Origin of the sequence: Roseateles sp. (assembly GCF_039595595.1) — a bacterium.
Taxonomy (GTDB): Bacteria; Pseudomonadota; Gammaproteobacteria; order Burkholderiales; family Burkholderiaceae_C; genus Roseateles.
In genome coordinates this window covers 214,128-238,482 of record NZ_JBCNLG010000001.1, presented here as the reverse complement: position 1 = coordinate 238,482, position 24,355 = coordinate 214,128, and the positions used below count along the sequence as shown (strand labels likewise).

The 24,355-nt window shown below is 69.6% G+C and carries 21 protein-coding genes and 1 pseudogene; 15 read left to right on the top strand and 7 right to left on the bottom strand.

Features of this window, described 5'->3' with window-relative positions; translation table 11 throughout:
* The first annotated feature begins 60 nt into the window (after positions 1-60).
* The 6 genes from ABDW61_RS01060 to ABDW61_RS01035 all read left to right on the top strand — a co-directional run bounded on the left by ABDW61_RS01060 (position 61) and on the right by ABDW61_RS01035 (position 6,403).
* A complete protein-coding gene (locus ABDW61_RS01060) occupies positions 61-1,281 on the top strand; it encodes an acetate/propionate family kinase (RefSeq protein WP_343635311.1) in 1,221 nt (406 codons plus the stop codon).
* Positions 1,282-1,360: 79 nt separating this feature from the next.
* Positions 1,361-1,972, top strand: coding sequence for a DJ-1/PfpI family protein (locus ABDW61_RS01055; protein ID WP_343635309.1), 612 nt, complete (start codon positions 1,361-1,363; stop codon positions 1,970-1,972).
* Positions 1,973-2,041: 69 nt separating this feature from the next.
* Positions 2,042-3,682: a peptide chain release factor 3 gene (locus tag ABDW61_RS01050; protein WP_343635307.1), complete on the top strand. Its 1,641-nt coding sequence runs from the start codon at positions 2,042-2,044 to the stop codon at positions 3,680-3,682.
* Positions 3,683-3,838: 156 nt separating this feature from the next.
* Positions 3,839-4,636 carry a transporter substrate-binding domain-containing protein gene (locus ABDW61_RS01045; protein WP_343635305.1) on the top strand — a complete coding sequence of 266 codons (798 nt, stop codon included), beginning with the start codon at positions 3,839-3,841 and terminating at the stop codon, positions 4,634-4,636.
* A gap of 142 nt (positions 4,637-4,778) precedes the next feature.
* Positions 4,779-5,669, top strand: a complete 891-nt coding sequence (locus ABDW61_RS01040) for a HipA domain-containing protein (protein WP_343635303.1) — start codon at positions 4,779-4,781, stop codon at positions 5,667-5,669.
* Positions 5,666-6,403: a hypothetical protein gene (locus ABDW61_RS01035; protein WP_343635301.1), complete on the top strand. Its 738-nt coding sequence runs from the start codon at positions 5,666-5,668 to the stop codon at positions 6,401-6,403. The genes ABDW61_RS01040 and ABDW61_RS01035 overlap by 4 nt, the downstream gene beginning before the upstream one ends.
* 31 nt (positions 6,404-6,434) lie before the next feature.
* Here ABDW61_RS01035 and ABDW61_RS01030 read toward each other — a convergent pair whose 3' ends face one another.
* A complete protein-coding gene (locus ABDW61_RS01030) occupies positions 6,435-7,385 on the bottom strand; it encodes an MBL fold metallo-hydrolase (RefSeq protein WP_343635299.1) in 951 nt (316 codons plus the stop codon).
* Positions 7,386-7,685: 300 nt separating this feature from the next.
* On the opposite strand from ABDW61_RS01030, the gene ABDW61_RS01025 reads away from it, so the two are divergent.
* From ABDW61_RS01025 to ubiA, 8 genes are all read left to right on the top strand, one after another.
* Complete coding sequence (locus ABDW61_RS01025) at positions 7,686-8,456, top strand: ABC transporter ATP-binding protein (protein ID WP_343635298.1); 771 nt, start codon at positions 7,686-7,688, stop codon at positions 8,454-8,456.
* Positions 8,456-9,166 carry an ABC transporter ATP-binding protein gene (locus ABDW61_RS01020; RefSeq protein WP_343635296.1) on the top strand — a complete coding sequence of 237 codons (711 nt, stop codon included), beginning with the start codon at positions 8,456-8,458 and terminating at the stop codon, positions 9,164-9,166. Before ABDW61_RS01025 ends, ABDW61_RS01020 begins: the two co-directional genes overlap by 1 nt.
* 82 nt (positions 9,167-9,248) lie before the next feature.
* Entirely contained in the window at positions 9,249-10,457 is a 1,209-nt protein-coding gene (locus ABDW61_RS01015) for an ABC transporter substrate-binding protein (RefSeq protein WP_343635294.1), read from the top strand.
* A gap of 69 nt (positions 10,458-10,526) precedes the next feature.
* Positions 10,527-11,414, top strand: coding sequence for a branched-chain amino acid ABC transporter permease (locus ABDW61_RS01010; protein WP_343635293.1), 888 nt, complete (start codon positions 10,527-10,529; stop codon positions 11,412-11,414).
* Positions 11,411-12,397: a branched-chain amino acid ABC transporter permease gene (locus ABDW61_RS01005; RefSeq protein WP_343635291.1), complete on the top strand. Its 987-nt coding sequence runs from the start codon at positions 11,411-11,413 to the stop codon at positions 12,395-12,397. Before ABDW61_RS01010 ends, ABDW61_RS01005 begins: the two co-directional genes overlap by 4 nt.
* A gap of 123 nt (positions 12,398-12,520) precedes the next feature.
* Positions 12,521-12,862 (top strand): helix-turn-helix transcriptional regulator, encoded by a 342-nt coding sequence (locus ABDW61_RS01000; protein ID WP_343635289.1) that lies wholly within the window; start codon positions 12,521-12,523, stop codon positions 12,860-12,862.
* 10 nt (positions 12,863-12,872) lie between these two features.
* Entirely contained in the window at positions 12,873-14,225 is a 1,353-nt protein-coding gene (locus tag ABDW61_RS00995; RefSeq protein WP_343635287.1) for a HipA domain-containing protein, read from the top strand.
* Positions 14,226-14,292: 67 nt separating this feature from the next.
* Entirely contained in the window at positions 14,293-15,210 is a 918-nt protein-coding gene (gene ubiA / locus ABDW61_RS00990) for a 4-hydroxybenzoate octaprenyltransferase (protein ID WP_343635285.1), read from the top strand.
* 71 nt (positions 15,211-15,281) lie between these two features.
* Here ubiA and ABDW61_RS00985 read toward each other — a convergent pair whose 3' ends face one another.
* The 5 genes from ABDW61_RS00985 to ABDW61_RS00965 form a co-directional block, all read right to left on the bottom strand.
* Positions 15,282-15,896 carry a DUF4337 domain-containing protein gene (locus ABDW61_RS00985; protein WP_343635283.1) on the bottom strand — a complete coding sequence of 205 codons (615 nt, stop codon included), beginning with the start codon at positions 15,894-15,896 and terminating at the stop codon, positions 15,282-15,284.
* A 61-nt stretch (positions 15,897-15,957) separates the two neighbouring features.
* The gene (locus ABDW61_RS00980; RefSeq protein ID WP_343635965.1) at positions 15,958-17,100 is read right to left on the bottom strand and encodes an HPP family protein; all 1,143 of its coding nucleotides are present in this window, start codon (positions 17,098-17,100) and stop codon (positions 15,958-15,960) included.
* Between the two features lie 121 nt (positions 17,101-17,221).
* On the bottom strand, positions 17,222-17,782 hold the full coding sequence (locus tag ABDW61_RS00975; protein ID WP_343635281.1) for a chorismate lyase: 561 nt from the start codon (positions 17,780-17,782) through the stop codon (positions 17,222-17,224).
* Between the two features lie 48 nt (positions 17,783-17,830).
* On the bottom strand, positions 17,831-18,646 hold the full coding sequence (proC, locus tag ABDW61_RS00970) for a pyrroline-5-carboxylate reductase (RefSeq protein ID WP_343635279.1): 816 nt from the start codon (positions 18,644-18,646) through the stop codon (positions 17,831-17,833).
* A 32-nt stretch (positions 18,647-18,678) separates the two neighbouring features.
* Positions 18,679-20,175: a PLP-dependent aminotransferase family protein gene (locus tag ABDW61_RS00965; RefSeq protein ID WP_343635277.1), complete on the bottom strand. Its 1,497-nt coding sequence runs from the start codon at positions 20,173-20,175 to the stop codon at positions 18,679-18,681.
* Positions 20,176-20,359: 184 nt separating this feature from the next.
* On the opposite strand from ABDW61_RS00965, the gene ABDW61_RS00960 reads away from it, so the two are divergent.
* Complete coding sequence (locus ABDW61_RS00960; protein ID WP_343635275.1) at positions 20,360-20,728, top strand: hypothetical protein; 369 nt, start codon at positions 20,360-20,362, stop codon at positions 20,726-20,728.
* Between the two features lie 631 nt (positions 20,729-21,359).
* Here the strand turns inward: ABDW61_RS00960 and ABDW61_RS00955 are convergent.
* A pseudogene (locus ABDW61_RS00955) lies at positions 21,360-24,263 on the bottom strand (L-glutamate gamma-semialdehyde dehydrogenase); the annotation flags it as partial.
* Between the last annotated feature and the right edge of the window lie 92 nt (positions 24,264-24,355).

Genomic DNA, 24,355 nt, shown 5'->3' with positions numbered 1-24,355 from the left:
GGTGCTGATCACCGGCACCACGCTGTTTGTCGACGGCGGTTATCACATCATGGGGTGAACATGGATCCTCGGCTCGAAGGCGAATTCATCGCGGTGGTCAACGCGGGATCGTCCAGCATCAAGCTGTCGATGTTCTCGCTGCACGAGGACCGCCAGCTCGGTCCGCTGCGGCTGGAGCTGCGCGCGCAGGTCGAGGGCCTGAGCACATCCACGCCACGTTTCGAGGCCGCGCACGCCGATGGCTCGCGCGCCGGGTCGCGCGACTGGCCGGTGGGCGAGCGCCTGAGCCACGACGGCGCGCTCGATCACCTGGTCGAGTTCGTCACCCATGAGTTCCCCGGCATCGAGATGCTTGGCATCGGCCATCGCGTCGTGCACGGCGGCACCGCGTTCGAGACGCCGGTGGTCGTGACCCCGCCGGTGCTCGCCCAGCTCGAGACGCTGATCCCGCTCGCCCCGCTGCATCAGCCGCATAACCTCGCGCCGATCCGGCGCGCGTTCGCCGCGCTGCCCGGCCTGCCGCAGGTCGCCTGTTTCGACACCGCCTTCCATCGCGGCCAGTCGGACGTCGCCGACGCCTTCGCCCTGCCGTATGCGCTGTTCGAGGCCGGCGTTCGCCGCTATGGCTTCCACGGTCTGAGCTACGAGTACATCGCCTCGCGGCTGCCGGCGCTGTCGCCGCGGCTGGCGGACGGGCGCGCCGTCGTGCTGCACCTGGGCAACGGCGCGAGCGCCTGCGCGCTGCATCGCGGCCGCAGCATCGCCAGCAGCATGGGCTTCACCGCGCTCGACGGCCTGCCGATGGGCACGCGCAGTGGCGCGATCGATCCGGGCGTGCTGATCTACCTGATGGACGAGCAGCGCATGGATGCGCGCGAGCTCGAGACGCTGCTCTACAAGCAGTCGGGACTGCTCGGCCTGTCGGGAGTGTCCAGCGACATGCGCCAGCTGCTGGCCAGCGACGCGCCGCGGGCCCGCTTCGCGATCGATGTCTTCGTGCACCGCATCGCGCGGGAGATCGGCGCGCTGGCCGCCGAGATGGGCGGCCTCGATGGCCTGGTCTTCACCGCCGGCATCGGCGAACACGCGGCCGAGATCCGCCGCCGGGTGCTGTCGCGCTGCCTGTGGCTGGGCGTGTCGGTGCAGGACGCCGCCAACCGTGAAGGCCCGCCTGAGCGCCGCATCAGCACCGTCGACAGCCGCTGCGAGGCCTGGGTCATCCCCACCGACGAGGAACTCATGATGGCGCGGCACACTTTCCAGCTGCTCGCCGGCGGGTGAACCGCGGCAATAACCCCACCGGCTTGGGCGGCGCGGGCCTCGGCGCTACAGTGGGCCGCATCGCCTCGCGGGACGCCCCATGCGCATCGCCCTCCTTTCCTTCGACGGCTTCAACGAGATCGACAGCTTCCTCCCCCTCGGGCTCTTGAACCGGCTCAAGCCCCTGGGCTGGTCGGCCGAGCTCTGCGGACCTGGGGCGACCGTCACCTCGATGAATGGCGTGACCGTGCAGCTCAAGCGCCCGCTCGAATGGGCCAACGAGGCCGACGCGGTCTGGTTCGGCTCCGGCATCTACACGCGGGCGATCGCGGAGAACTCGGCGCTGCTGGACCGGCTGCAGATCGATCCGACGCGGCAGCTGATCGCCTCGCAATGCTCGGGCGCGCTGCTGGTGGCGCGGCTGGGGCTGCTCGGCGACGCGCCGGCCTGCACCGACACGAACACGCGTCCCTGGCTGGTCGAGGCCGGCGTGCGCGTGCTCGACGAGCCCTTCCACGCCCGCGGGCCGGTCGCCACCTCGGGCGGCTGCCTGGCCTCGCAGTACCTGTCGGCCTGGCTGATGTGGCGCAAGGCCGGCGAGGCCGCCACCCGTGACGCGCTGACCTACGCCGCGCCGGTCGGCGAAAAGGCCGAGTACGTCGAGCGCCTGCTCGCCCGCGTGCGGCCATTCATGGACGACGCCGGGGCTTAGGGCCTGGCGCGGGTTGGGGCTTCGCGGGGCGATGGCCGATAATCGCGGGTTCGCCGCCTCTTTCGCGCCATGTCCACCGACCAGCCCAGCCGCATCCAGTCCGAAGTGCGCCGCCGCCGCACTTTCGCCATCATTTCGCACCCTGACGCGGGCAAGACCACGCTGACGGAAAAGCTGCTGCTGTTCTCCGGCGCGATCCAGATCGCGGGCTCGGTGAAGGCACGCAAGGCCTCGCGCCACGCGACCTCCGACTGGATGGAGATCGAAAAGCAGCGCGGCATCTCGGTGGCCTCGTCGGTGATGCAGATGGAGTACCGCGACTGCGTCATCAACCTGCTGGACACCCCGGGCCACCAGGATTTCTCCGAGGACACCTACCGCGTGCTGACCGCCGTCGACGCGGCGCTGATGGTGATCGACGCGGCCAATGGCGTGGAGCCGCAGACCCGCCGCCTGCTGCAGGTCTGCCGCGCGCGCAACACGCCGATCCTGACCTTCGTCAACAAGCTCGACCGCGAGGTCCAGGAGCCGCTGGCGCTGATGGACGAGATCGAGCGCGAGCTGGGCATGACGGTGGTGCCCTTCACCTGGCCGGTCGGCATGGGCAAGCACTTCCACGGCGTGATGGACCTGCGCCAGCAGCGCATGCGCGTGTTCTCGCCCGGCGAGGACCGCGCCGCCGGCACCGAGGAAGTCCTCGACGGTCTGGACAACCCCGCCTACCTCGAGCGCTTCGGCATGCAGTACGAGAACGCGCAGGGCGAGATCGAGCTGGTCAAGGAAGCCGCGCCCTCTTTCGACGAAGAGGCTTTCCTGTCGGGCAGGCAGACGCCGATGTTCTTCGGCTCCGCGGTGAACAACTTCGGCGTCCAGGAAGTGCTGGACGCGCTGGTCGAGCTGGCGCCCGCCCCTGCCGAGCGCGCCGCGATGCAGCGCGTGGTGCAGCCCGAGGAGCCCAAGTTCACCGGCGTGGTCTTCAAGATCCAGGCCAACATGGATCCGTCGCACCGGGACCGGATCGCGTTCCTGCGCGTGGCCTCGGGCCACTTCGAGCGCGGCATGCGGCTCAAGGTCGTGCGCTCGGGCAAGGAGCTGCGGCCCAACACGGTGGTGAGCTTCCTGTCGCAACGCCGCGAGCTGCTGGACGAGGCCTTCGCCGGCGACATCATCGGCATCCCCAACCACGGCGTGCTGCAGCTGGGCGACACCATCACCGAGGGCGAGGCGCTGCAATACACCGGCCTGCCCTTCTTCGCGCCGGAAATGTTCCGCTCGGTCGAGGTGGCGGACCCGCTCAAGACCAAGCAACTGCGCGAGGGCCTGCGCCAGCTCGGGGAGGAAGGCGCGATCCAGGTCTTCCGCCCCGAGGCCGGCAGCGTGCTGCTGCTGGGCGCGGTGGGCCAGCTGCAGTTCGAAGTCGTCGCGCACCGCCTGGAGCACGAGTACGGCGTCAAGGCCCGCATCACGCCGGCGCGCTACAACGTCGCGCGCTGGGTGACCTGCGACGAGGCCGACGGCGGCGAGAAGGAGCTGCGCCGCTTCATCGACCACAACGCCCACCGCGTGGCCTGGGACGCGGTCAACGCGCCGACGGTGCTGCTCGAGTACGCCGGCGAGCTGCGCGCGATGCAGGAGAACTGGCCCAAGATCAAGTTCCACGCGCTGCGCGAGCACGCGGGCCTGGTCTTCCAGAAGCAGATGGATGCCTGAGCGGGCGGCCTGAGCCGGACGCCTGATCCGGCGGCCGCGCAGAGGGGGAGCAGTGGGGGCGGCAGACGCCCCGCCCGCGCGCGCGGCGTGACTTCATTGGCATTCGCGGCCCGACATCGCTGCTGGCCTGTCACGCGCGTTTCCTACACTGCGCCGATGCCGTACGCGATCGAGCCATCGAAGGAGCGCCGCCTGTGCTGCCTCCTGATGGCGGCGGGCCTGATGGCGGGCGCGCTGCCTCCGGCCCTGGCCTCGCAGGCGCCCGCCGAGGCTCCGCAGGAACTGGTCGGCTTCACCGAGAACCTGCCGCCGCTGAACTACGCGGACGGCGGCGTGCCGCGCGGCTTCAGCACCGAGTTGCTGAAGGCGATGAGCGCCGACGCCGGCCTGCGGCTGCGCATCGAGGTGCTGCCCTGGCAGCGTTCGGTGCAGGAGGCGTCGCGGCACCCGGACAGCGTGCTGTTCTCGCTGACCCGCACGCCGGAGCGCGAGACGCAGTTCCGCTGGGTCGGACCGATCAGCCCGCGGCGCATCCTGGTGTACCGGCTCAGCCACCGGACCGACGTGCGCCCCGCCAGCCTGAAGCAGCTCAACGGCTGGCGGCTGGGCGTGTCGCGCGACTCGGCGGCGGCCAGGACGCTGCTCGCCGAGGGCCTGCGCCCGGAGGTGGAGCTGGAACTCGGCCTGGACGACGCGACCAACCTGCGCAAGCTGCTGGCCGGCCGCATGGAGCTGATCGCGCTGCTGGACTGGGCGGCGGCCTGGCATCTGCGCGAGCTCAAGCTGCCCTATGCGACGCTGACGCCGGTCCTGCCGCTGGACGTGGACAAGTCCTACTGGTACGGCCTGCCGGCGGACAGCGATCCCGCGATCGCGCGCCGGCTGCAGGCCGCGCTGGACCGCATCAGGCGGGATGGGCGCTACGAACGCCTGCGGCAGCAGTACTTCGAGTGAGCGCGCCGGCCGGCGATGCCGGCAGGCAACCCAGCGATTCGAGCGTGCGTTCGACAGCCAGTCCGCTGGTGGTGGGATTGCAGCAACACATCGACGGATGAGTCGCAGGATGGGTTCTCCGGCCGCCTTAAGCTGACTGCCCATGGCCTACGACATCGTCTCCATTCCTGAAGACGCACGAGAGGACACCGAGCAGCTTGGCAGCAAGCCAAAGTTCTGGGTGGCACTCGACGGCGAGCGCTGGCTATTCAAGGAAGCCCGGGAAAACACTGGCGAGGATTGGGCGGAGAAGGTCGCTGCGGAATTGGCGAGTGCCCTCGAGATTCCCTCGGCACGCGTCGAACTGGCGGAGTACTGCGGTCGCCGCGGATGCATCTCTCACAGCTTCATGAATGCGGACGCCGGCGAGGCACTCGTGCACGGAAATGAGATCCTGGCCTTCCATGTCACGGGTTATGACCGAACCAAGACTTTCAATCAGTCCGATCACACGGTTCACAACGTTGTGTCCGCGATTCAATCGTTGCTGGGCAGCGCGACGCTCGTCACACCCATGCTGACAACGCTCGCCAGCTACATGGTGCTCGACGCCTTGATTGGCAACACCGATCGACATCACGAGAACTGGGGCCTGCTGGTCCACGTCGACGGCAGTGCGGATCGGTTGAGAATCGCAGTGGCACCCAGCTACGACCATGCGTCCTCGTTGGGGCGCGAGCTGCTCGATGCAAGGCGGACCGAGCTTCTTCAACACGACAGCCTCGAGCGCTACGTCGCCAGGGGGCGAGGCGGGATCTTCCAGTCCTCCGACGATTCCCGAGGTGCGAATCCACTGCGACTGGTCGAGACTGCCGCCGTCGAATATCCTCACTACTTCCGTTCGGCGCTGTTGGCTGTGCAAGGACTGAGCGGGGAGACGATAGGCAGCATCGTGAACGCCTTGCCCGAGGAACGTGCATCGACGGCTGCAAAGCAATTCGCGCTCGCCATGATCCTCACTGCCCAACGATCCCTGAACAGGATCCCACGATGAACACTCTCTTCCTTGCCTGGCAGGCTCCCCGGCCCACGCGAGCCTGGTTCCCGATCGGACGCCTCGACGCGGAAGACCATCACTTCGTCTTCCGCTACACCGGCGGTGCCATCAAGGCCCAGCGGGAGGCTGGATTCGATGCGCTCATCGCCTTTCCGGATCTGAAGCGCCGCTACGAAGCCGATGAACTCTTCCCTCTCTTCAAGAACCGCCTCCTGGATTCCAATCGCAAGGACTTTGCGGAGTATCTGAGCTGGCTGGACCTGGACCCTCGCCAAGCGGATCCTGTCGAGATCCTGGGCCTCACCGGTGGGGAGCGCGAGACGGACAGCCTTGAAGTCTTCCCCAAACTCGAGAAGCGTGACGACGGTTCGATCTGCAGCCGCTTCTTCCTCCACGGACTCCGGCATGTCGCGCCGGAGGCCCAGATGCGCGCGAAGCGCCTCGTTCCTGGCGAGCGGCTCCAGGTCGCGATCGAGGTGAACAACCCCGCTACCGGTTTCGCGATTCAGCTGCAGACCAATGACGGTCACCTCATTGGCTGGGCGCCTCGTTACCTCGTCGAGGATCTTCGGCAGGGACTGATCGAGCCCTCGGCGGTACGAGCCGAGGTCCGGCGAATCAACGAAGTCGGCGCGCCTTTCGCGCGCCGCGTGCTGATCGAGCTGCATTGCGGACTCCCGTCCACTTTCGAGCCCATGACGTCCAGCGACTACAAGGTGCTGACCCTCTGACGCACGAGGCCGCAACGCGGCCTCGTCGCTATTACGGCTTGATGCTGTAGTTCGCCGGCACCCAGCGGTAGCCCTTGCCGTCCTGCGCCACGTGGCCGATGCCCGGGAAGGACACATGCGCGACCGCCACCCAGTAGCCCTGCTTGGCCGCATCCGCATAGGCCAGCTTGCGCTGCGGCATCGCCTGCTTCGAATCGGTGTCGAAGCTGATCGTCACCGACGGATCCGGGAACTGCACCGCCGCCACGTGCATCAGATCGCCCCACACCGCCAGCTTCTGGCCCTGGCTCTCCACCATGTAGACCGTGTGTCCCGGCGTGTGGCCGTAGGCCGCGTGCGTGCGCACGCCCGGCACCAGCTCGGTCTCGCCGCTGAACGGCTTCAGCCGGCCCGCGTCCTGGTAAGGCTTGAGCGCCGCCGCGGCCGCGCCGAAGAAGTCCTTGTGCGCCGGATCCTTGGCCACGTTGTCGGCGTTGAGCCAGAAGTCCGCGTCATGCTGGTCCAGGCGCACCACCGCGTTCGGGAACACCGCCTGGCCGTCCTTGGTCAGGCCCATCGCATGGTCCGGATGCAGGTGGGTGATGTAGACCTCGTCGACCTGCTCCGGTTGGTAGCCCGCCGCCTTCAGGTTGGCCAGCAGCCGGCCCGTGGTCGGACCGAAGGCGCCGTTCGCGCCCGTGTCGATCAGCACCAGCCTGGTGCCGGTGTTGATCAGGTAGGCATTGATCGAGGTCTCTACCGGCGGCTTCAGGAAGCTCTTGCCCAGCGCCTTCACCACCGTGCCGGGCTTGGCCTTGTCCATCAGCTGGTCGACCGGCAGGTCGATCGTGCCGTCGTTCAGCGCGGTGATCTCGAAATCGCCCAGCATCATGCGGTAGTACCCGGGCGCCTGCGTCTTCACCTGCGGGGCCGCGGCCTGCACGCCGGCGGCGGACAGGGCCAGCGCGAGACCGAGAACAGCAAACTTGCCGGAACGGATCATGGGAAACCTCCAAGGTGTCAATGAGTGGTCGGCGCGCAGCATAGCCATCCGGGCCATGGCCCGCCCTCCCCGTTCGGAAGAAGCACCGCTCTCCCGCAGGAGATTCCGGTGACACGCGCTCGCCCAGCGCCCCCTGTGGCATGTCCTGGCCCCCTGCCGTCAGCCTCGGCCCACCTCCGAGGGTTAGCCCTTGCGCAATGCTGCGTAAAGGGTTTTACGCTGTGCGCGGCCCTCGCCAGAGCCCTAAATTCCTGGCTCCACTACAGAGGCACCGGTTCCCCGGCGCCCACCTTTGCGCCGATGAGCACCCTCATCCTGGAGACACGCAAACTGACCAAGGAGTTCAAGGGCTTCACCGCCGTGGACTCCGTCGACCTGCAAGTGCAGCGCGGCCACATCCACGCGCTGATCGGCCCCAATGGCGCCGGCAAGACGACCTGCTTCAACCTGCTGACGAAGTTCCTGACCCCGACACGGGGTCAGATCCTCTTCAACGGCACCGACATCACCGGCGAGAAGCCCGCGCAGATCGCCCGCCGCGGCGTGATCCGCTCGTTCCAGATCTCGGCCGTCTTCCCCCATCTGACGGTGCTGGAGAACGTGCGCATCGGCCTGCAGCGCTTCACCGGCACGAGCTATCACTTCTGGACCGGCCTGGGCGGGCTGCGCAAGCTCGACAACCGCGCGCTGGAGCTGCTGGAGCTCGTCGACCTGCGCGACATGGCCGCGCTGCGCGCCGCCGACCTGCCCTACGGCCGCAAGCGGGCGCTGGAGATCGCCACCACGATGGCGATGGAACCCGAACTGATGCTGCTCGACGAGCCGACCCAGGGCATGGGCCATGAGGACGTCGACCGCGTCACCGCGCTGATCAAGCGCGTCGCCGAAGGCCGCACCGTGCTGATGGTGGAACACAACATGAAGGTGATCAGCAGCATCGCCGACCGCATCACCGTGCTGGCGCGCGGCGCCGTGCTGGCCGAAGGCGACTACGCCGCCGTGTCCCGCCATCCGAAGGTGCTCGAGGCCTACATGGGCTCCGAGGCCGCCGAGCTGCAGGGAGCGCATTGATGGCTCACGCCTTGGAGATCAAGGGCCTGCAGGCCTGGTACGGCGAGAGCCACATCCTGCACGGCATCGACCTGGCCGTGCCGCAGGGCCAGGTGTTGACGCTGCTGGGCCGCAACGGCGCCGGCCGCACGACCACGCTGCGCGCCATCATGGGCCTGACCGACCGCCGCAGCGGCTCGATCAAGGTCCATGGCCAGGAGACGGTCCACCTGCCCACGCACCGCATCGCGCGCCTGGGCCTGGGCTACTGCCCGGAGGAGCGAGGCATCTTCGCTTCGCTCAGCACCGAGGAGAACCTGCGGCTGCCGCCGCCGCTCAAGGGCGGCCGCGGCAAGGTCATGTCCGAGGACGAGATCTACGCCATGTTCCCCAACCTCGCCGAGCGCCGCCACAGCCAGGGCACGCGGCTCTCCGGCGGCGAGCAGCAGATGCTGGCCGTGGCCCGCATCCTGCGCACCGGCGCCGACATCCTGCTGCTGGACGAGATCTCCGAGGGCCTGGCCCCGGTCATCGTCCAGGCGCTGGCCCGCATGATCACCGCGCTCAAGGCGCAGGGCTTCACCATCGTGATGGTGGAGCAGAACTTCCGGTTCGCCGCGCCGCTGGCGGACCACTTCGTCGTGATGGAACACGGCCAGGTTGTCGAGTCCTTCGCCGCCGCGCAGCTGGACAGCAAGCGCGCGCTGCTCGACGAGCTGCTGAGCGTGTGACCCCGGCGGACCGGCATGCCTTCCGAGCTTCGAGTCTGATACCCGCGTGGCCCGACGAGGCCGTTAGAAAAGGAGACAAGCGATGAAGACGACCCTCAAGACCGTTGCCCTGGCCTCGGTGCTGGCCTGCGGCAGCCTCGCCGCGCAGGCGCAGATTTCCGGCGACGTGGTGAAGATCGGCATCATCACCGACATGTCCAGCGTCTACGCGGACATCGACGGCGCCGGCGGCGTGGAGGCGATCCGCATGGCCATCGCCGATGCCAAGGGCATGGCCGCGGGCAAGAAGATCGAGCTGGTCTTCGCCGACCATCAGAACAAGGCCGACGTGGCCGCGTCCAAGGCGCGCGAGTGGTTCGACACGCAAGGGCTGGACCTGCTGATCGGCGGCACCAACTCCGGCACCAGCCTGGCGATGGCCAAGGTCGCGGCGGAGAAGAAGAAGCCCTTCATCTCGATCGGCGCCGGCACCTCGCGCCTGACCAACGAAGAGTGCTCCCCCTACACCATCCACTACGCCTACGACACCGTGGCCCTGGCCAACGGCACTGGCGCGGCGGTGGTGAAGAACGGCGGCAAGAGCTGGTTCTTCCTGACCGCGGACTACGCCTTCGGCACCTCGCTGCAGGCCGACACCTCGGCGGTGGTGACCAAGGCCGGCGGTCAGGTGCTGGGCTCGGTCAAGCACCCGCTGAACGCGAGCGACTTCTCCTCCTTCCTGCTGCAGGCGCAAAGCTCCAAGGCGCAGATCCTGGGCCTGGCCAACGCCGGGGGCGACACCATCAACGCGGTCAAGGCGGCCAACGAGTTCGGCATCACCAAGACGATGAAGCTGGCCGGTCTGCTGATGTTCATCAACGACGTGCATTCGCTGGGTCTGAAGACCACCGAGGGCATGTACCTGACCGACAGCTGGTACTGGAACCAGAGCGCCGAATCGCGCGTCTGGGCGCGCCGCTTCTTCGAGAAGATGAAGCGCATGCCCTCGTCGCTGCAGGCGGCGGACTACTCGGCGGTGTCGCATTACCTGAAGGCGGTCGAGGCGCTCAAGAGCGACGACGGCGACAAGGTGATGGCGCAGATGAAGGCCACGCCGGTCAACGACTTCTACACCAAGGCCACGATCCGCAAGGAGGACGGCCGCGCGGTGCACGACATGTTCCTGCTGCAGGTGAAGTCGCAGAAGGAGTCGACCGAGCCGTGGGACTACTTCAAGGTCGTGACCCGCATCCCGGGCGACGACGCGTTCACCAAGCTGGCCGACTCCAAGTGCCCGCTGGTGAAGAAGTGATGTGACCCCGGAGGCGCCGCGCGGCCGGGCCGCGGGCGCGTCCTTCCGCTTCTGGATGAGCGACGACTCATGACCGACATCTTTGGCGTTCCGCTGCCCGCGCTGCTGGGCCAGCTGCTGCTGGGCCTGGTGAACGGCTCGTTCTACGCGATGCTTTCGCTGGGCCTGGCGGTGATCTTCGGCATGCTGAACATCATCAACTTCGCCCACGGCGCGCTCTACATGATGGGCGCGTTCCTCGCGTGGATGGGGCTGGAATACTTCGGCATCAACTACTGGGCGATGCTGCTGATCGCGCCGCTGATCGTCGGCGTGTTCGGGCTGGTCATCGAGCGGCTGCTGCTGCAGTGGCTCTACAAGCTGGACCACCTGTACGGGCTGCTGCTGACCTTCGGGCTCACGCTGGTGGTGGAGGGGGTGTTCCGCTCCTTCTTCGGGGTGGGCGGGCAGCCGTACTCGGCGCCCGAGGCGCTGTCGGGCGCGACCAACCTGGGCTTCATGATCCTGCCCAACTACCGGGCGTGGGTGGTGGTGGCCTCGCTGGTGGTGTGCCTGGGGGTGTGGGTGCTGATCGAGAAGACCTCGCTGGGGGCGCGGCTGCGCGCGGGCACGGAGAACCCGAAGCTGGTGCAGGCCTTCGGCGCGAACGTGCCGCGGCTGGTGACGCTGACCTACGCGGGCGGCGTGGCGCTGGCGGGATTCGCCGGCGTGCTGGCGGCGCCGATCCTGCAGGTGAATTCGCTGATGGGCTCCAACCTGATCATCGTCGTCTTCGCGGTGGTGGTGATCGGAGGCATGGGCTCGATCCTGGGCTCGATCCTGACCGGCCTGGGGCTGGGCGTGATCGAGGGTCTGACCAAGGTCTTCTATCCGGAGGGCTCCAACACCGTGGTGTTCGTCATCATGGCGGCGGTGCTGCTGGTGCGTCCGGCCGGCCTGTTCGGCAAAGAGAAATGAACAACAAACCGCTGGGCTACATGGCCCTGTTCATCGGCATCGCGCTGCTGCCCGTGCTGGGCGTCTATCCGATCTTCGCGATGAAGGTGATGTGCTACGCGCTGTTCGCGTGCGCCTTCAACCTGCTGATCGGCTTCACCGGGCTGCTGAGCTTCGGCCACGCGGCCTTCCTGGGCGCGGCAGCCTACGGCGCGGGACACGCGCTGAAGGTCTGGGGCTTTCCGCCGCTGCTGGGCATCGCCTTCGGCATGCTGATGGGCGCGGTGGCGGGGCTGGTGTTCGGGCTACTGGCGATCCGGCGCTCGGGGATCTATTTCTCGATGATCACGCTGGCGCTGGCGCAGATGCTGTTCTTCTACTTCCTGCAGGCGCCGTTCACCGGCGGCGAGGACGGCCTGCAGTCGGTGCCGCGCGGCAGCTTCCTGGGCATCAACCTGGAGAACGACAACGCGCTGTACTACCTGGTGCTGGCGATCTTCGTGTTCGGGTTCTGGCTGATCTACCGGACGGTGCATTCGCCGTTCGGCCAGGTGCTGACGTCGATCCGCGAGAACGAGGCGCGGGCGACCTCGCTGGGCTACGACGCGGCGCGCTTCAAGCTGATGGCGTTCGTGCTGTCGGCGGCGCTGGCGGGGCTGGCGGGCGCGACCAAGACGCTGGTGCTGGGCTTCGCGACGCTGACGGACGCGGTGTGGACGACCTCGGGGCTGGTGATCCTGATGACGCTGGTGGGCGGCATGGGGACGATGGTGGGGCCCATCGTCGGGGCGCTGGTGATCATCGCGCTGGAGAACAAGATCGGCGACCTGGGCCAATGGCTGGCCGGCGTGACCGGGATCCAGTGGTTCACCGGCCTGGGCGAGTCCGTCAGCCTGGTCACCGGGCTGATCTTCATCCTGTGCGTGCTGGCCTTCCGGCGCGGGCTGGTGGGCGAGGCGGGGGCGCTGGTGGAGCGGTTCCGCAAGCCGGGGAGTGCTCGTTAAATCGAGCGTTATCCCGATAAGGCTCGATTTCACGAGCATCATGGACAAGCGGAAGCGGTAGCCAATTTGTCTATATGCTCGTAATATCGAGCCTTAACGCATTTAAGGCTCGACTTCACGAGCATGAAAGTCGATCAATCCGCCGCCCTGCCGGGACATCTGCATGCCGACGCCGTCCAGATGGGCGAGCGCATCGCGCGCCTGCGCGTCGCGCGCCAAATCAAGCAGACGGAAGCCGCCATCCGCGCCGGCCTGTCGCGCAACACGGCCTACCGCATCGAGCGCGGAGATCCCGGTCTCGCGGTCGGCCAGCTCCTGCGCTACCTGGACGCGATCGCGCCAGGCATGACCTTGGCCGAGCTGCTGACCGAGCGCGATCCCGCGCTGATGCAGCAACAGCGGGAGGAGCAGCGTCAACGGGTTCGCGGCCTGACACAGGCGGAACTCGACGAGCTGGACTTCTGAGGATTCCACGATGGCCGCGAAGGATGCCAAGCTCACCGTCTTCGCGCACCTCGGCGCGGACTGGTCTCCGTGCGCTCAACTCGTGCTCGAGGAACAGGGGCAGGAGCTCCAAGGCTCGACGCTGGCCTACGGTCTCAACTACCTGAAGCGCGGTGACGCGATCGAGATCGATCCCCTCAGCCTTGCCCTCGGCGACCGAGACCGGGTCCGTGGGCAGCGCCTGCGTCCGATCAACGCCCTCCCCTTCTTCGGAGGCATCCGCGACGCCGCGCCGGACGCGTGGGGGCGCCGCGTCATCGAGGCCAAGCTGCGCGTCCCCGCCAACAGCCTGCCCGAATCGCAATACCTGTTGCATGCGGGCAGCGAGCGCGTGGGTGCGCTCGACGTGCGCGCGTCCCTGGACGACGGGCCGAGCGCCGGCGTCAGTTCGTGGCACACGCTCGAGCATCTGATGGAGGCCGCGGAACGCATCGAGGAAGGCCTGCCGGTGCCGGCTCATCTGGAAGCGATCTTCATGGACGGCACCGCCTTGGGGGGGGCCCGTCCCAAGGCCTCGGTGCGCGATGCCGACGGCATGCTCTGGCTCGCGAAATTCGGCAGTCGCCACGATCGCATGGACATTCCCGCGATCGAGTGCGCCGCCTTGCGTCTTGCCGGCGAAGCCGGGCTGACGGTACCGCCCGTGCGCACCGACGTCATCGGCGGCCGCCGCGTCATGCTGATCCGGCGGTTCGATCGCTACTGGTCCGACACGACGGGGCTTCCCGGGATCGCCGACGATCCGACCCTGCTCGTCCGGGGTCCAGGAGACGGACGCCAGGAGCGCCGGCTGGCCTTCAACAGTGGCCTGACCTGGCTCGCCTGCGACGAGACGGAATCACGCACGAAGTCCTACGGCGACCTCGCCGGCGCGATCCGGCGGCACGGCCATCCGTCCCAGGTCCGCGGGAACAACGTCGAGCTCTTCAAGCGGATGGTCTTCAACATCCTCGTGAGCAACGACGACGATCACCTCCGCAATCACGGGTTCCTGTTTGATCCTCGCTTGCAGGGGTGGCGGTTGAGCCCGCTCTATGACGTCATGCCGCGTCCAAGTCTCTCGAAGGAACGCACCTTGCATCTGGGCGTCGGGCCGGAGGGTCGCACGGCGACGCTCGACAACGCCCTTGCGGCGCATGCTGCCTTCACCTTGTCGGAGCGCGACGCCGCCGGCGCGATCGACGAGGTCTGGCGCGTGGTGCGTCAATGGCGGATGCACTTCGACGGCTTCGGTGTCGACGCCGCGGAGACAGACCGCATCGCATCCGCCTTTCGCCACATCGACGACGTCTCGACGGCGGGATTGCGCAGGAAGCTGCCCTGACGCCTGCTGGGGCGCATGGTGAAGAGGCAGCGACCGAGCGGCGATCCGCGGCGCGACAATCCCCGCCATGACTCCCGCCGCCCCCTCTCCCGCCGCGCCGTCGCGTCTGTCGCTGTATCTCAACCTGATCCGCTGGGACCGGCCGGCCGGCACCTACCTGCTGCTGTGGCCCACGCTGGCCGCGCTGTGGATGGCCGCCGACGGCTGGCCGGGCTGGCATCTGCTGCTGGTCTTCACAATCGGCACCTTCCTGATGCGCAGCGCCGGCTGCGCCGTCAACGACGTCGCCGACCGCGAGTTCGACAAGCACGTCAAACGCACCGCCCAGCGGCCCGTCACCGCCGGCCTGATCTCCGTCAAGCAGGCGCTGACGCTGGGCGCCGTGCTGTCGCTGATCGCCTTCGCGCTGGTGCTCACGACCAATCCGCCCACCATCCTGCTGTCCTTCGCCGCCCTCGGCGTGACCATCCTCTACCCCTTCACCAAGCGCTGGGTCTCGATGCCGCAGGCGGTGCTGGGCGTGGCTTTCTCGTTCGGCATCCCGATGGCGTTCTCGGCCGCGCTCGGCGGGCGGGAGTGGAGCCTGCAGGCGATCGGCGCGTCCGTGCCGCTGTCGGCCTGGGGACTGCTCGCGGCCAACCTGTTCTGGGTGCTGGCCTACGACACCGAATACGCCATGGTCGACCGCGACGACGACATCCGCATCGGCATCAAGACCTCCGCGCTGACGCTGGGCCGCTTCGACGTCATCGGCGTGATGGCCTTCTATGTCGTGTTCCTGGCCCTGTGGGCCGCGCTCGGTCTGCGCCTGGGCATGGGCCACTGGTTCCTGGCAGGCCTCGCGGCGGCGGCGGCGCAGGCGGTCTGGCATTACACGCTGATCAAGGACCGCACCCGCGAAGGCTGCTTCAAGGCCTTCCGCGAGAACCACTGGGTGGGCTTCGCGATCTTCGCCGGCACGGTGCTGGACCTCGCACTGCGCTGAGCGCCGCGATCGCGTTCAAAGGAAAACGGGCGCCTCGTGCGCCCGTTTCCGCTTTTGGCCCGAATGGGCGTTCAGGACAGCAGCTGGACGATCGCGTCCGGGTGCAGCGGCCAGCCGCCGAGACCGGCCAGCCCCATCAGCACGCCGAACGCCGTGGGCACCATCGCCACCACGAAGAGTGCCCACATCTGCGTCAGCGCGGTGATCGCGAGCAGCGCGATCGCGATGGCGAGCAGCGCGTCGGAGAGGTCGAACTGGTCGTCGCGGAAGTTGAGCGCGTCATAGCGCTGCTGGTCCGCCTCGGCCTGCTTGCGCAGCTCGTCCTTCTTGGCCGACTGCTCGGCGGCGAGCGCCTCGTAGCGCGCGATCGCCTGCTGGTAGCCCTCGGCCGCCGAGGCCGGCGCGCCGATGGCCTGCAGCTTCAGCTGCGTCAGCGTCGCCTTGGCGATCTCCTCGCGGGCATTGCGCGCCTGATAGAAGCCCCAGTGGTCGATCTTGTCGGCCTGCGCCAGCTGCATGTTCTGGTTGATGTTGTCATCCTTGACCTTGCAAATGCCCATGAAGGTCGCCAGCAGCGCGACCGTCACGGCCACCGCGATGTTCAGGCGCGTCTGGCGCACGGGCGCCTCGGGCGGCTCGGTGGCCTGGCGGGCGTTCTCGATGAGTTCTTCAGGATCGATGTCCATCGGCGATCTGGCGGGGTGGGCTGAGGCTGGCGGAGTCTAGCCGCCATGCCTGAACGCCGGCTTAGAGCCCATCCACCTTCGCCAGCGCCGCCACCAGATCCGACTGGGTGAGGATCCCCACCAGCCGGGCCTCGGCGCCGACGATCGGGATGTGGTGGTGCCCGGTCGCCGCGAACATCGGCACCAGGTCCGCCAGCGGCCGGTCCGCGCTGGCCACCCGCACCTGCCGGCTCATGATCTGCCCGACCACCTCCGGCTTGTCGCTGTGCGTCGTCGTCGTGGGCAGGATCAGCCGCCGCAGGCGCGACGGCCAGTCATCGTGCAGATCCAGCGCCGCCCCACGCATGAAGTCCGCCAGCGTCACGATCCCGATCACCCGCCGCGCCCGGTCCACCACCGGCAGCGCCTTGATGTGCTGCTCCCGCAGCACCGACCAGGCTTCCTGCAAGGGCGTGCCCCACTCGGCGACCTTCACGTCGCGCGACATCACGTCCTCGCAGCGCAACGTCGTCATGCGCCGCCGCGCGGCCAGCAGGCCGGCCTCGTCGACGATCGCCTGCAGGTCGTCCCGCGGAATGTCCAGCACCTGGTTGTAGTGCGCCAGCACCGTCTCCAGATCCGCGCTGCTGAAAGCCGTCGCCTCGCGCGTCGCGACACCCGCGGCGGGAGCCGTCGCGGCCCCCTGCGGGTGCGGATAGCGCCGGCCGGTGACGCCGTTGTAGACCATGCCCGCCGCCACCAGCAGCGTCGAATTCAGCATCACCGGGTCGAGCGCGAAGCGCCAGTCGTGCACACCGGTCAGCACCATCAGCAGCGCCGCCGCGCCGCCGGGCGGATGCAGGCAACGCAGCAGGAACATCGCGCCGATCGCGCCACCGACGGCGATGGCCGCGGCCAGTTGCGGCTCGCTGCCAAAGAGATGCACGCTCGCGATGCCCACCAGCGCCGAGGCCGTGTTGCCCATCACCACCGCCCAGGGCTGCGCGAGCGGACTCGCCGGCACGCCGAACACCAGCACCGCGCTCGCGCCCACCGGCGCGACCAGCCACGGCAGGCTGGTCCCTTGGTGCGCGAGCAGCGCCGTGAGCACGGCCGTCAGCAGCACGCCCGCGATCGCGCCAGCCACCACGCGCAGGCGCTCGCGCGCGTCGACACGCATCGGCGCCGGCCGCAGGGCCTGCAACCAGCGCCGCGAGCCCGCCATCAGCCGCGCCGCGAAGGACGGCTGCGGATCGGCGGGGGAAGAACTCGGATCGGACATGGGGAACTCCGGAAGGCGCGCCGGCATGACACGCCGGGAATGCGCCGGGAACGCGCCGCCGCGCTCAGCGCCGTGGCCGCGACTTGCGCCGCAACGGCCCGGGATCGCGGCGCGCGACATCGGGCACGAACATCTCCATCACCCGCAGTTGCCGGCCGTGCCGGGTGAAGACGGAATTGCGCGACCACTGCATGCCGGGCGGCGCTTCGTTGCCGGTCGCGGCCAGCCATTGCCGCTGCATCTGCCGGTGCGTCGCGCCATGGCGCGTGACGCGGCGCGGCTGCAGCTCGCTGCGATGGATGCGGGGATCGTCGTACAGCAGGTGGCCCAGTGGACGGCTGCCCAAGCCCTTCAGCGCCTTCCACGGCCCCGCGAGCGAATGGCCATGCACCGCCGAGCGCGCCCACACCAGCGGACGGCCGTCGACGTACAGCAGCACCTCGCGCACCACGGTCAATCCGCGGCGCGGCAGGCCGAGCGCGGCGCGCTCCTGCGGCCGCAGCGGCGCCGCGGTCTGGCGCAGCACCTGCACCTGGAAGCGCAGACCCGTCGCGGCCAGACGCTTGCTCAACGAACCCGGCGCGCGCAGCCACGCGCGCAGGCCCCAGCGGTCGGCGATGCCCATCGGTCTGGTGTCGGTTCGAATGCGGTGATCAGCGGGGCGGCCGGCGGCTCAGGCCCGGCCGAACTCGTCGCCCAGCTCGCCGGCGCGGCGATGCGCGGCCTTGACGGCGCGCTCGATCGCCTCGCCGACGCCGTCGCCCTGCAGGCTGGTGATCGCGGCGTGCGTCGTGCCGCCCTTGGAAGTGACCTTCTCGCGCAGCGCGGACGGCGATTCGCCCGATTGCAGCGCCAGCGCTGCCGCGCCGCCGCAAGTGGCCAGCGCGAGCTCGCGCGCCTTGGCCTCGTCCAGGCCCAGCGCCCGCGCGGCGGCGACCATGTGCTCCACGAGGAAGAAGAAGTACGCCGGGCCCGAGCCCGACAGCGCGGTGACGGTGTCGAGGTCGCCTTCGGTGTCGACCCACACGGTGCGGCCGGTGGGCTGCAGCAGCTGCTCGACCAGCGCGCGGTCGTCCGCGGTGACGGCGGCGCTCGCGTGCAGACCGGTGATGCCTTGTCCGATCAGCGCCGGCGTGTTGGGCATGCCGCGCACGACGCGCGCGGCGCCGGTCGCGCGCGCGATCGCGTCGCCGCGCAGGCCCGCCATCACGGAGAGCTGCAGCGCGCCACCCACGTGCGCCGCGACGGGCGCGGCGGCTTCCTGGAAGAGCTGCGGCTTGACCGCCCAGACCACCGCGTGGGCGCGCGTCAACGACGCGTCGGCCGCGGCCAGCGGCTGGAGTCCGAATTCGGCGGCCAGGCGCGCGCGCTGGGCCTCGAAGGGCTCGACCACCAGCAGGTCCCCGGCCGGATGACCGGCCCGGCGCAGTCCGCCGATGATGGCGCTGGCCATGTTGCCGCCGCCGATGAATGCGATGCAGGAACTCATGGGCCGGCAGTGTAGCCCTGGCCCGGCGGCGATCAGCGCGCGCGCAGCATCGACGCGCACAGCTCGCCCAGCGTCGCGATGGCGCGCCGCTGCGCCTCGTCCATCGGATTGCCGGCGTTGATGCGGATGAAGTTGTCGAAGCGGTCCGAGTTCGAGTACATCAGCCCCGGCCCGAGCCGCACGCCCTTCTCCAGCGCCGCATCGAACAGCGTCAGCGAGGACAGCCCCTGCGGCAGCTCCACCCACAGGCTGGGCCCGCCGGGCGGCAGGCTGAGCCGCGTGCCGGCCGGCAGCTCATCGGACAGCGCCGCGGCCATCTGCTCGCGCTGCGTCGCGAGCTTGCCGCGCAGCGTGCGCAGATGCCGCTCGATCTGCCCGCCGGCGAGGAACTCCGCCAGGATCGCCTGTCCCAGCATCTCGTTGGGCCGGCTCTGCGCGTACTTGAGGATCTCCACCCGCGGCTGCCAGCGCCCCGCCGCGATCCATCCCACCCGCATGCCGGGCGCCAGCGTCTTGTGCAGCGACGAGCAGAAGATCACCCGCCCCGTCGTGTCCCAGGACTTGATCGCGCGCTGCGGCGTGTCGCACAGCAGCGCGTAGGTGTCGTCCTCGATGAGCGCGAGGTCGCGGTGCTCGCAGACGGCCAGCAGCGCCTGCTTGGCCGGGTCCGGCATCACCGCGCCCAGCGGGTTCTGCAGGTTGGGCACGACCACCACCGCTTTGAGCCGCGGCTCGCGCGCCGCGGCCGCCTCGAGCGCCTCCACCGACAGACCGGTGTGCGGACTGGTCGGGATCTCCAGCGCGCGCAGGTTGAGGCTCTCCAGCAGCTGCAGCAGCCCGTAGTACGTCGGCGACTCGACCGCCACCGCGTCGCCAGGCTGGGTCACCGCGCGCAGCGCGATCCCCAGCGCCTCGGTGCAGCCGTGCGTGATGACGAGCTGCGACGGATCGAGCTGGATCTGCGCGTTCAGCGCCAGCCGCGACAGGCCCTGTCGCAGCGCGAGCAGCCCCTGCGGATCGGGCTGGGTGCCGAGGATCTCGGGGCGGCGGCGCAGCAGCCGCTGACCATGCAGCGCCAGCGCGCGCGTCGGATACAGCGATGGATGCGCGCAGGCGCCGGAGAGGTTCACTTCCGCCTTGGCCGCGATGCCGCGCGTGAGGATCTCCGAGATGCGCTCATGCACGCCGACGAAGCGCGCCGGATCGGCCTGCATCTGGCGCGGCTCCGCGGCCCGGGCCAGCCGCGACGGGCGCGCCGCGCGAACGAAGTAGCCAGCGCGCTGACGGGCCTGCAGCAGGCCCTGGCTCTCCAGCAGCCGGCAGGCCTGCAGCGCGGTGCTGAGGCTGACGCGATGCAGCCCCATCAAGGTCCGCACCGACGGCATCCGGCTGCCCGGCGGCATCGTTCCCGCCGCGATGGCCCGGCGGTAATGCGCCGCGACCTGCATGTACAGCGGATCGGCGCCGATGGCGGCAGGCGCGGCCACAGCGGCAGCGGGCGAGGCAATGGAAGACGCGGTCGTGTCCATGCGGGCGATTCTGCGCCCCCATCCCCGCGCGGCACCGGAACAGCCGGGCGGCTGTCGATACGGAACAGCGGGCCGCCGATCGCTGTTCCGCAGAACAAATCGGTCCGCTGTGCCTGTCGGGCCGGCGCCCGGATCGGAACACTGGATGGCATCCCATCGAGGCGCCCTCCCGGGCGACACCGCCATGCTCCTCTCCGCTGTCCTGAGATCGCTGCCGATCCCCTGGCCCTGGCAGACCTCCCGCGCCCGCGTGCTCCAGCCGGTGCCAGCGCAGGTCGAGCACACCTTGGCCGCCGGCCAGTCGTCGATGCTGAAGCTCGCCCGCGGCACCGTGGTGCACGTCCATGCCGGCGTCATCGATGTCGAGGACGCCCCGCGCCTTTGGGCGGACCGCTGCTGGCCGCAGCCGCGGCGCTTTCGCGCCGGCGAGGTGTGGATCGTGCCGCGCACCGGCTGGTGGCGGCTCGAGGGCCGGGTCTCGCGCGACCCGGCCTGCCGGATCAGTGCACGCCCGCCAGCAGCGCGGCGTTCCCGCCCGCGGCCGCCGTGTTGATCGTCAGCGTCTGCTCGGCGACCAGGCGGTAGAGCTGACGCGCGTCGGCCAGCTCCACCATCGGCACGACCGGCAGGATGGCGCCATCGCGGCCGGCCAGCTCGCGCTGCACCGGCAGTTGCAGCGCTGACGGGGCGATCACGCCGGCCAGCTTCGCCGCGCGCAGCACGGCGCCGAGCTGATCCGCCGGCAGCAGTTGCATCGCCGCCGCCGTCACGCCGCCGCGCATCAGCGCGGTGCGCAGCTCCTGTGCCGCGTCACCGCCGCCGACGATCGCGACCGCGTTACCCGCCACCAGCGCGGCGCCCAGCGCGCGCGCCAGCTCATCGAGCGACGCGCCCTGCGCCAGCACCGCGATGACACCGCGGCCATGCAGGCGCAGCTCGTTGCTCTCGCCGGTCGGGCCCGGCAGGCTCACGTCGAGCAGCACGCGCCGCGCCGCCGCGGCCAGCGTCCGCCACGCGCCAGCAACCCCAGGCGCCTGGCCGGCGGCCGAGCGTTCCAGCGCCGTCGCGCGCTCGTCCACCGGGCGCTGCGCCCAGCCCTCATGCGCGCTGAACAGCGGCGACAGGTCCGCGCCCGCGCCGGTCGTCGCCAGCGCCGGCACCTCGCCGGTCGCTTCGACCCGGGGCTGCGCGACGAAGCGCAGCAGGTAGTGCGGACCGCCCGCCTTCGGACCGGTGCCGGACATGCCCTCGCCGCCGAACGGCTGCACGCCCACCACCGCGCCGATGATGTTTCGGTTCACGTAGACGTTGCCGATGCGGGCTTCCGACGCCAGCCGCAGCGCGCGGCTATCGATGCGGGTCTGGATGCCCAGCGTCAGGCCGTAGCCCAGCGCGTTGATCTCGCGCACGACGCCGTCGACGTCGCCGCGCCAGCGCACCACGTGCAGCACCGGGCCGAAGATCTCCTTCTTCAGCGACGCGATCGTCGGCAGCTCCACCGCCACCGGCGGCAGCAGCCGCGGGCAGCCGTCGGCCGGCACGGCCTCGGCGATCAGCGTCGCCTCGCGCTTGAGCCGCTGCACTTCGCGCGACACGCCGTCGAAGGCCTCGTCATCGATCAGCGGGCCGACATCGGTGGACAGGTCGGCGCTGTCGCCCACGCGCAGTTCCTTGACCGCGCCGCGCAGCATCTCGATGACGCCATCGGCCACCGCCTCATGCACCGCCAGCAGGCGCAATGCCGAGCAACGCTGCCCCGCGCTGCGGAAGGCCGACTGCACCACCGCGTCGATGACCTGCTCCGGCAGCGCCGTCGAGTCCACGATCATCGCGTTCAGGCCGCCGGTCTCGGCGATCAGCGGCAGCGCCGCGGCGCCCGGCTTCGCGGCCAGCTGACGGTTGATGATCTGCGCCACCTGCGTCGAGCCGGTGAAGCACACGCCCGCCGTCTGCGGCGCGGCGACCAGGCGCGCGCCGACCGTTTCGCCGCGGCCGTGCAGCAGTTGCACCGCGTCCTCGGGCACGCCGGCCGCATGCAGCAGCTTCACGCACTCGGCCGCGACCGCGGGGGTCTGCTCGGCCGGCTTGGCCGCGACCGCGTTGCCGGCGGCCAGCGCCGCCACCACCTGACCGGCGAAGATCGCCAGCGGGAAGTTCCACGGCGAGATGCAGACGAACACGCCGCGGCCGTTCAGCGCGACGCCGTCGGCCGCCAGGCGCTCGGCCTCATCGGCGTAGTAGCGCATGAAGTCGATGGCCTCGCGGACCTCGCTGATCGCGTCGCCGAAGCTCTTGTAGGCCTCCTTGACCAGCAGCGCGCAGTACTGCGGCAGTTGCGCCTGCAGCGTGTCGGCGGCACGGCGCAGCACGGCCGCCCGCTGGGCCACCGGCGTCGCGTTCCAGCCGGCGAAGCCGCCTTGCAGGCGGGCCATCGCGGCATCGACCTGCTCGGTCGTGGCCTCGGTCATCACCGGAACCGTGCACTGCGCCAGCGCGTCCAGCAGCGGCTGGCGCTGCTCCGGCACGGCCAGGTCCAGGCCCGACGAGTTGTCGCGGCCGCGCCCGGCCGCGTCGCGGTAAAGGTCCAGCGGCAGCGGCAGCGCGGCTGCCGTCTGGATCTGCGTCAGCGGCGAGCCCAGCAGTTCCTCCGGCGCGACCGACGGGTCGGCCAGCTGGTGGACGAAGGACGAGTTGGCGCCGTTCTCCAGCAGACGGCGGACCAGATAGGCCAGCAGGTCGCGGTGCTCGCCGACCGGCGCGTAGACACGGCACGGAATGGCGCCGTCCTTGAGCACCTCGCGATAGACGCCCTCGCCCATGCCATGCAGGCGCTGCATCTCGAACTTCGCGCCCAGCGCCCGCGCCATCGACAGGATGGCGGCGATGGTGCCGGCGTTGTGACTCGCGAACTGCGGGTAGATGACGTCGTGGTGCTTCAGCAGCGCCTGGGCGCAGGCCAGGTAGGAGACGTCGGTGTGCGGCTTGTGCGTGTAGACCGGATAGCACGGGAGGCCCTGCTCCTGCGCGCGCTTGATCTCGCCGTCCCAGTAGGCGCCCTTGACCAGGCGCACCATGAATCGCAGGCCGTGCTGCCGGGCGATCGCGGCGACCGCTTCCACGACGTCACGAGCCCGCGTCTGGTAGGCCTGCACCGCCAGCCCGAAACCGCGCCATTGCGGGAAGTGCTTGGCGATGCGCGCCGCCAGCGCGTCCAGCAGCTCGAGCGAGAGCTCGAGGCGGTCGACCTCCTCGGCGTCGATGGTCAGGTTGATGTTGGCCTGCGCGGCCTTCTCCACCAGTTGCCACACGCGCGGCAGCAGCTCGGCGTAGACGCGCTCGCGCTGCAGCACCTCATAGCGCGAGAACAGCGCCGAGAGCTTGATCGAAATGCCATCGCTGCCTTCCGGCGACTCGGCCTTGCGGCCCGCGGCGATGGCGGCGATCGCGTTCAGATAAGAGGCCTGATAGCGCTCGGCGTCCTTCTCGGTGCGGGCGCCCTCGCCCAGCATGTCGTAGGAGAAACGCAGCTGCGCCTGCGCCTTGCGGGCGGCGTCGGCCTCCTTCATCGCTTCCTGGATGTTGCGGCCCAGCACGAACTGGCGGCCCAGCAGCTGGATCGCGCGCACCGTCGCGGCCACGACCGTCTGCGCGCCCAGGCGCTTCATCACGCCGGACTCGGACTCCGCATCCGGCAGGAACTTCTTGGACAGCGAGATCGCGCTCGCCGCCAGCCCCGCCAGCATCTTGTGCGGTCCCTCCGACGCGCCGTCGAAATCGGCGCGGCCGAGCTGGTCGGCGGTCAACGCGATGGCGGTCTCGGCGTCAGGCACACGCAGCAGCGCCTCGGCCAGGCGCATCAGGGCCAGGCCCTCGGCGCTGGTGATCGGGTATTCGCGCAGCAGCGACTCCATCGCCCAGAACGGCGCCGGATTCGCGCGCACCTGCTGCACCCACGGGCGCGCCTGGTCGAGCACCGCCGCCCAGTTCAGCGATTTCAGTTCCTCGGCGAGCGCGCGCACCAGCGGCAGCTCCTCGCGATACGGATCCGGCAGGCGGGAGCGTTCCGGGGGAAGGATGAAGGCGGTCATGGAATCCTCGGATGTTCGTGCGAGGGGCGCTCCCCTAGCGAATATCGGGAGTGTAGGAAGGAACGCTCCGAATTAATCTCCAATCTTTTGAT

Bases quoted from the DNA above. Each gene is read 5' to 3' on its own strand.
- ABDW61_RS01030 (WP_343635299.1), bottom strand. From the start codon at position 7,385: ATGATCCGTTCCGGCAAGTTTGCTGTTCTCGGTCTCGCGCTGGCCCTG.
- ABDW61_RS01045 (WP_343635305.1), top strand. From the start codon at position 3,839: ATGCCGTACGCGATCGAGCCATCGAAGGAGCGCCGCCTGTGCTGCCTC.
- ABDW61_RS00975 (WP_343635281.1), bottom strand. From the start codon at position 17,782: ATGGGCATCGCCGACCGCTGGGGCCTGCGCGCGTGGCTGCGCGCGCCG.
- ABDW61_RS01010 (WP_343635293.1), top strand. From the start codon at position 10,527: ATGACCGACATCTTTGGCGTTCCGCTGCCCGCGCTGCTGGGCCAGCTG.
- ABDW61_RS01015 (WP_343635294.1), top strand. From the start codon at position 9,249: ATGAAGACGACCCTCAAGACCGTTGCCCTGGCCTCGGTGCTGGCCTGC.
- ABDW61_RS01055 (WP_343635309.1), top strand. From the start codon at position 1,361: ATGCGCATCGCCCTCCTTTCCTTCGACGGCTTCAACGAGATCGACAGC.
- ABDW61_RS01040 (WP_343635303.1), top strand. From the start codon at position 4,779: ATGGCCTACGACATCGTCTCCATTCCTGAAGACGCACGAGAGGACACC.
- proC (WP_343635279.1), bottom strand. From the start codon at position 18,646: ATGAGTTCCTGCATCGCATTCATCGGCGGCGGCAACATGGCCAGCGCC.
- ABDW61_RS01060 (WP_343635311.1), top strand. From the start codon at position 61: ATGGATCCTCGGCTCGAAGGCGAATTCATCGCGGTGGTCAACGCGGGA.
- ABDW61_RS00980 (WP_343635965.1), bottom strand. From the start codon at position 17,100: ATGGCGGGCTCGCGGCGCTGGTTGCAGGCCCTGCGGCCGGCGCCGATG.
- ABDW61_RS00995 (WP_343635287.1), top strand. From the start codon at position 12,873: ATGGCCGCGAAGGATGCCAAGCTCACCGTCTTCGCGCACCTCGGCGCG.
- ABDW61_RS00960 (WP_343635275.1), top strand. From the start codon at position 20,360: ATGCTCCTCTCCGCTGTCCTGAGATCGCTGCCGATCCCCTGGCCCTGG.
- ABDW61_RS01025 (WP_343635298.1), top strand. From the start codon at position 7,686: ATGAGCACCCTCATCCTGGAGACACGCAAACTGACCAAGGAGTTCAAG.
- ABDW61_RS01000 (WP_343635289.1), top strand. From the start codon at position 12,521: ATGAAAGTCGATCAATCCGCCGCCCTGCCGGGACATCTGCATGCCGAC.
- ABDW61_RS00985 (WP_343635283.1), bottom strand. From the start codon at position 15,896: ATGGACATCGATCCTGAAGAACTCATCGAGAACGCCCGCCAGGCCACC.
- ABDW61_RS01050 (WP_343635307.1), top strand. From the start codon at position 2,042: ATGTCCACCGACCAGCCCAGCCGCATCCAGTCCGAAGTGCGCCGCCGC.
- ABDW61_RS01020 (WP_343635296.1), top strand. From the start codon at position 8,456: ATGGCTCACGCCTTGGAGATCAAGGGCCTGCAGGCCTGGTACGGCGAG.
- ubiA (WP_343635285.1), top strand. From the start codon at position 14,293: ATGACTCCCGCCGCCCCCTCTCCCGCCGCGCCGTCGCGTCTGTCGCTG.
- ABDW61_RS00965 (WP_343635277.1), bottom strand. From the start codon at position 20,175: ATGGACACGACCGCGTCTTCCATTGCCTCGCCCGCTGCCGCTGTGGCC.
- ABDW61_RS01005 (WP_343635291.1), top strand. From the start codon at position 11,411: ATGAACAACAAACCGCTGGGCTACATGGCCCTGTTCATCGGCATCGCG.
- ABDW61_RS01035 (WP_343635301.1), top strand. From the start codon at position 5,666: ATGAACACTCTCTTCCTTGCCTGGCAGGCTCCCCGGCCCACGCGAGCC.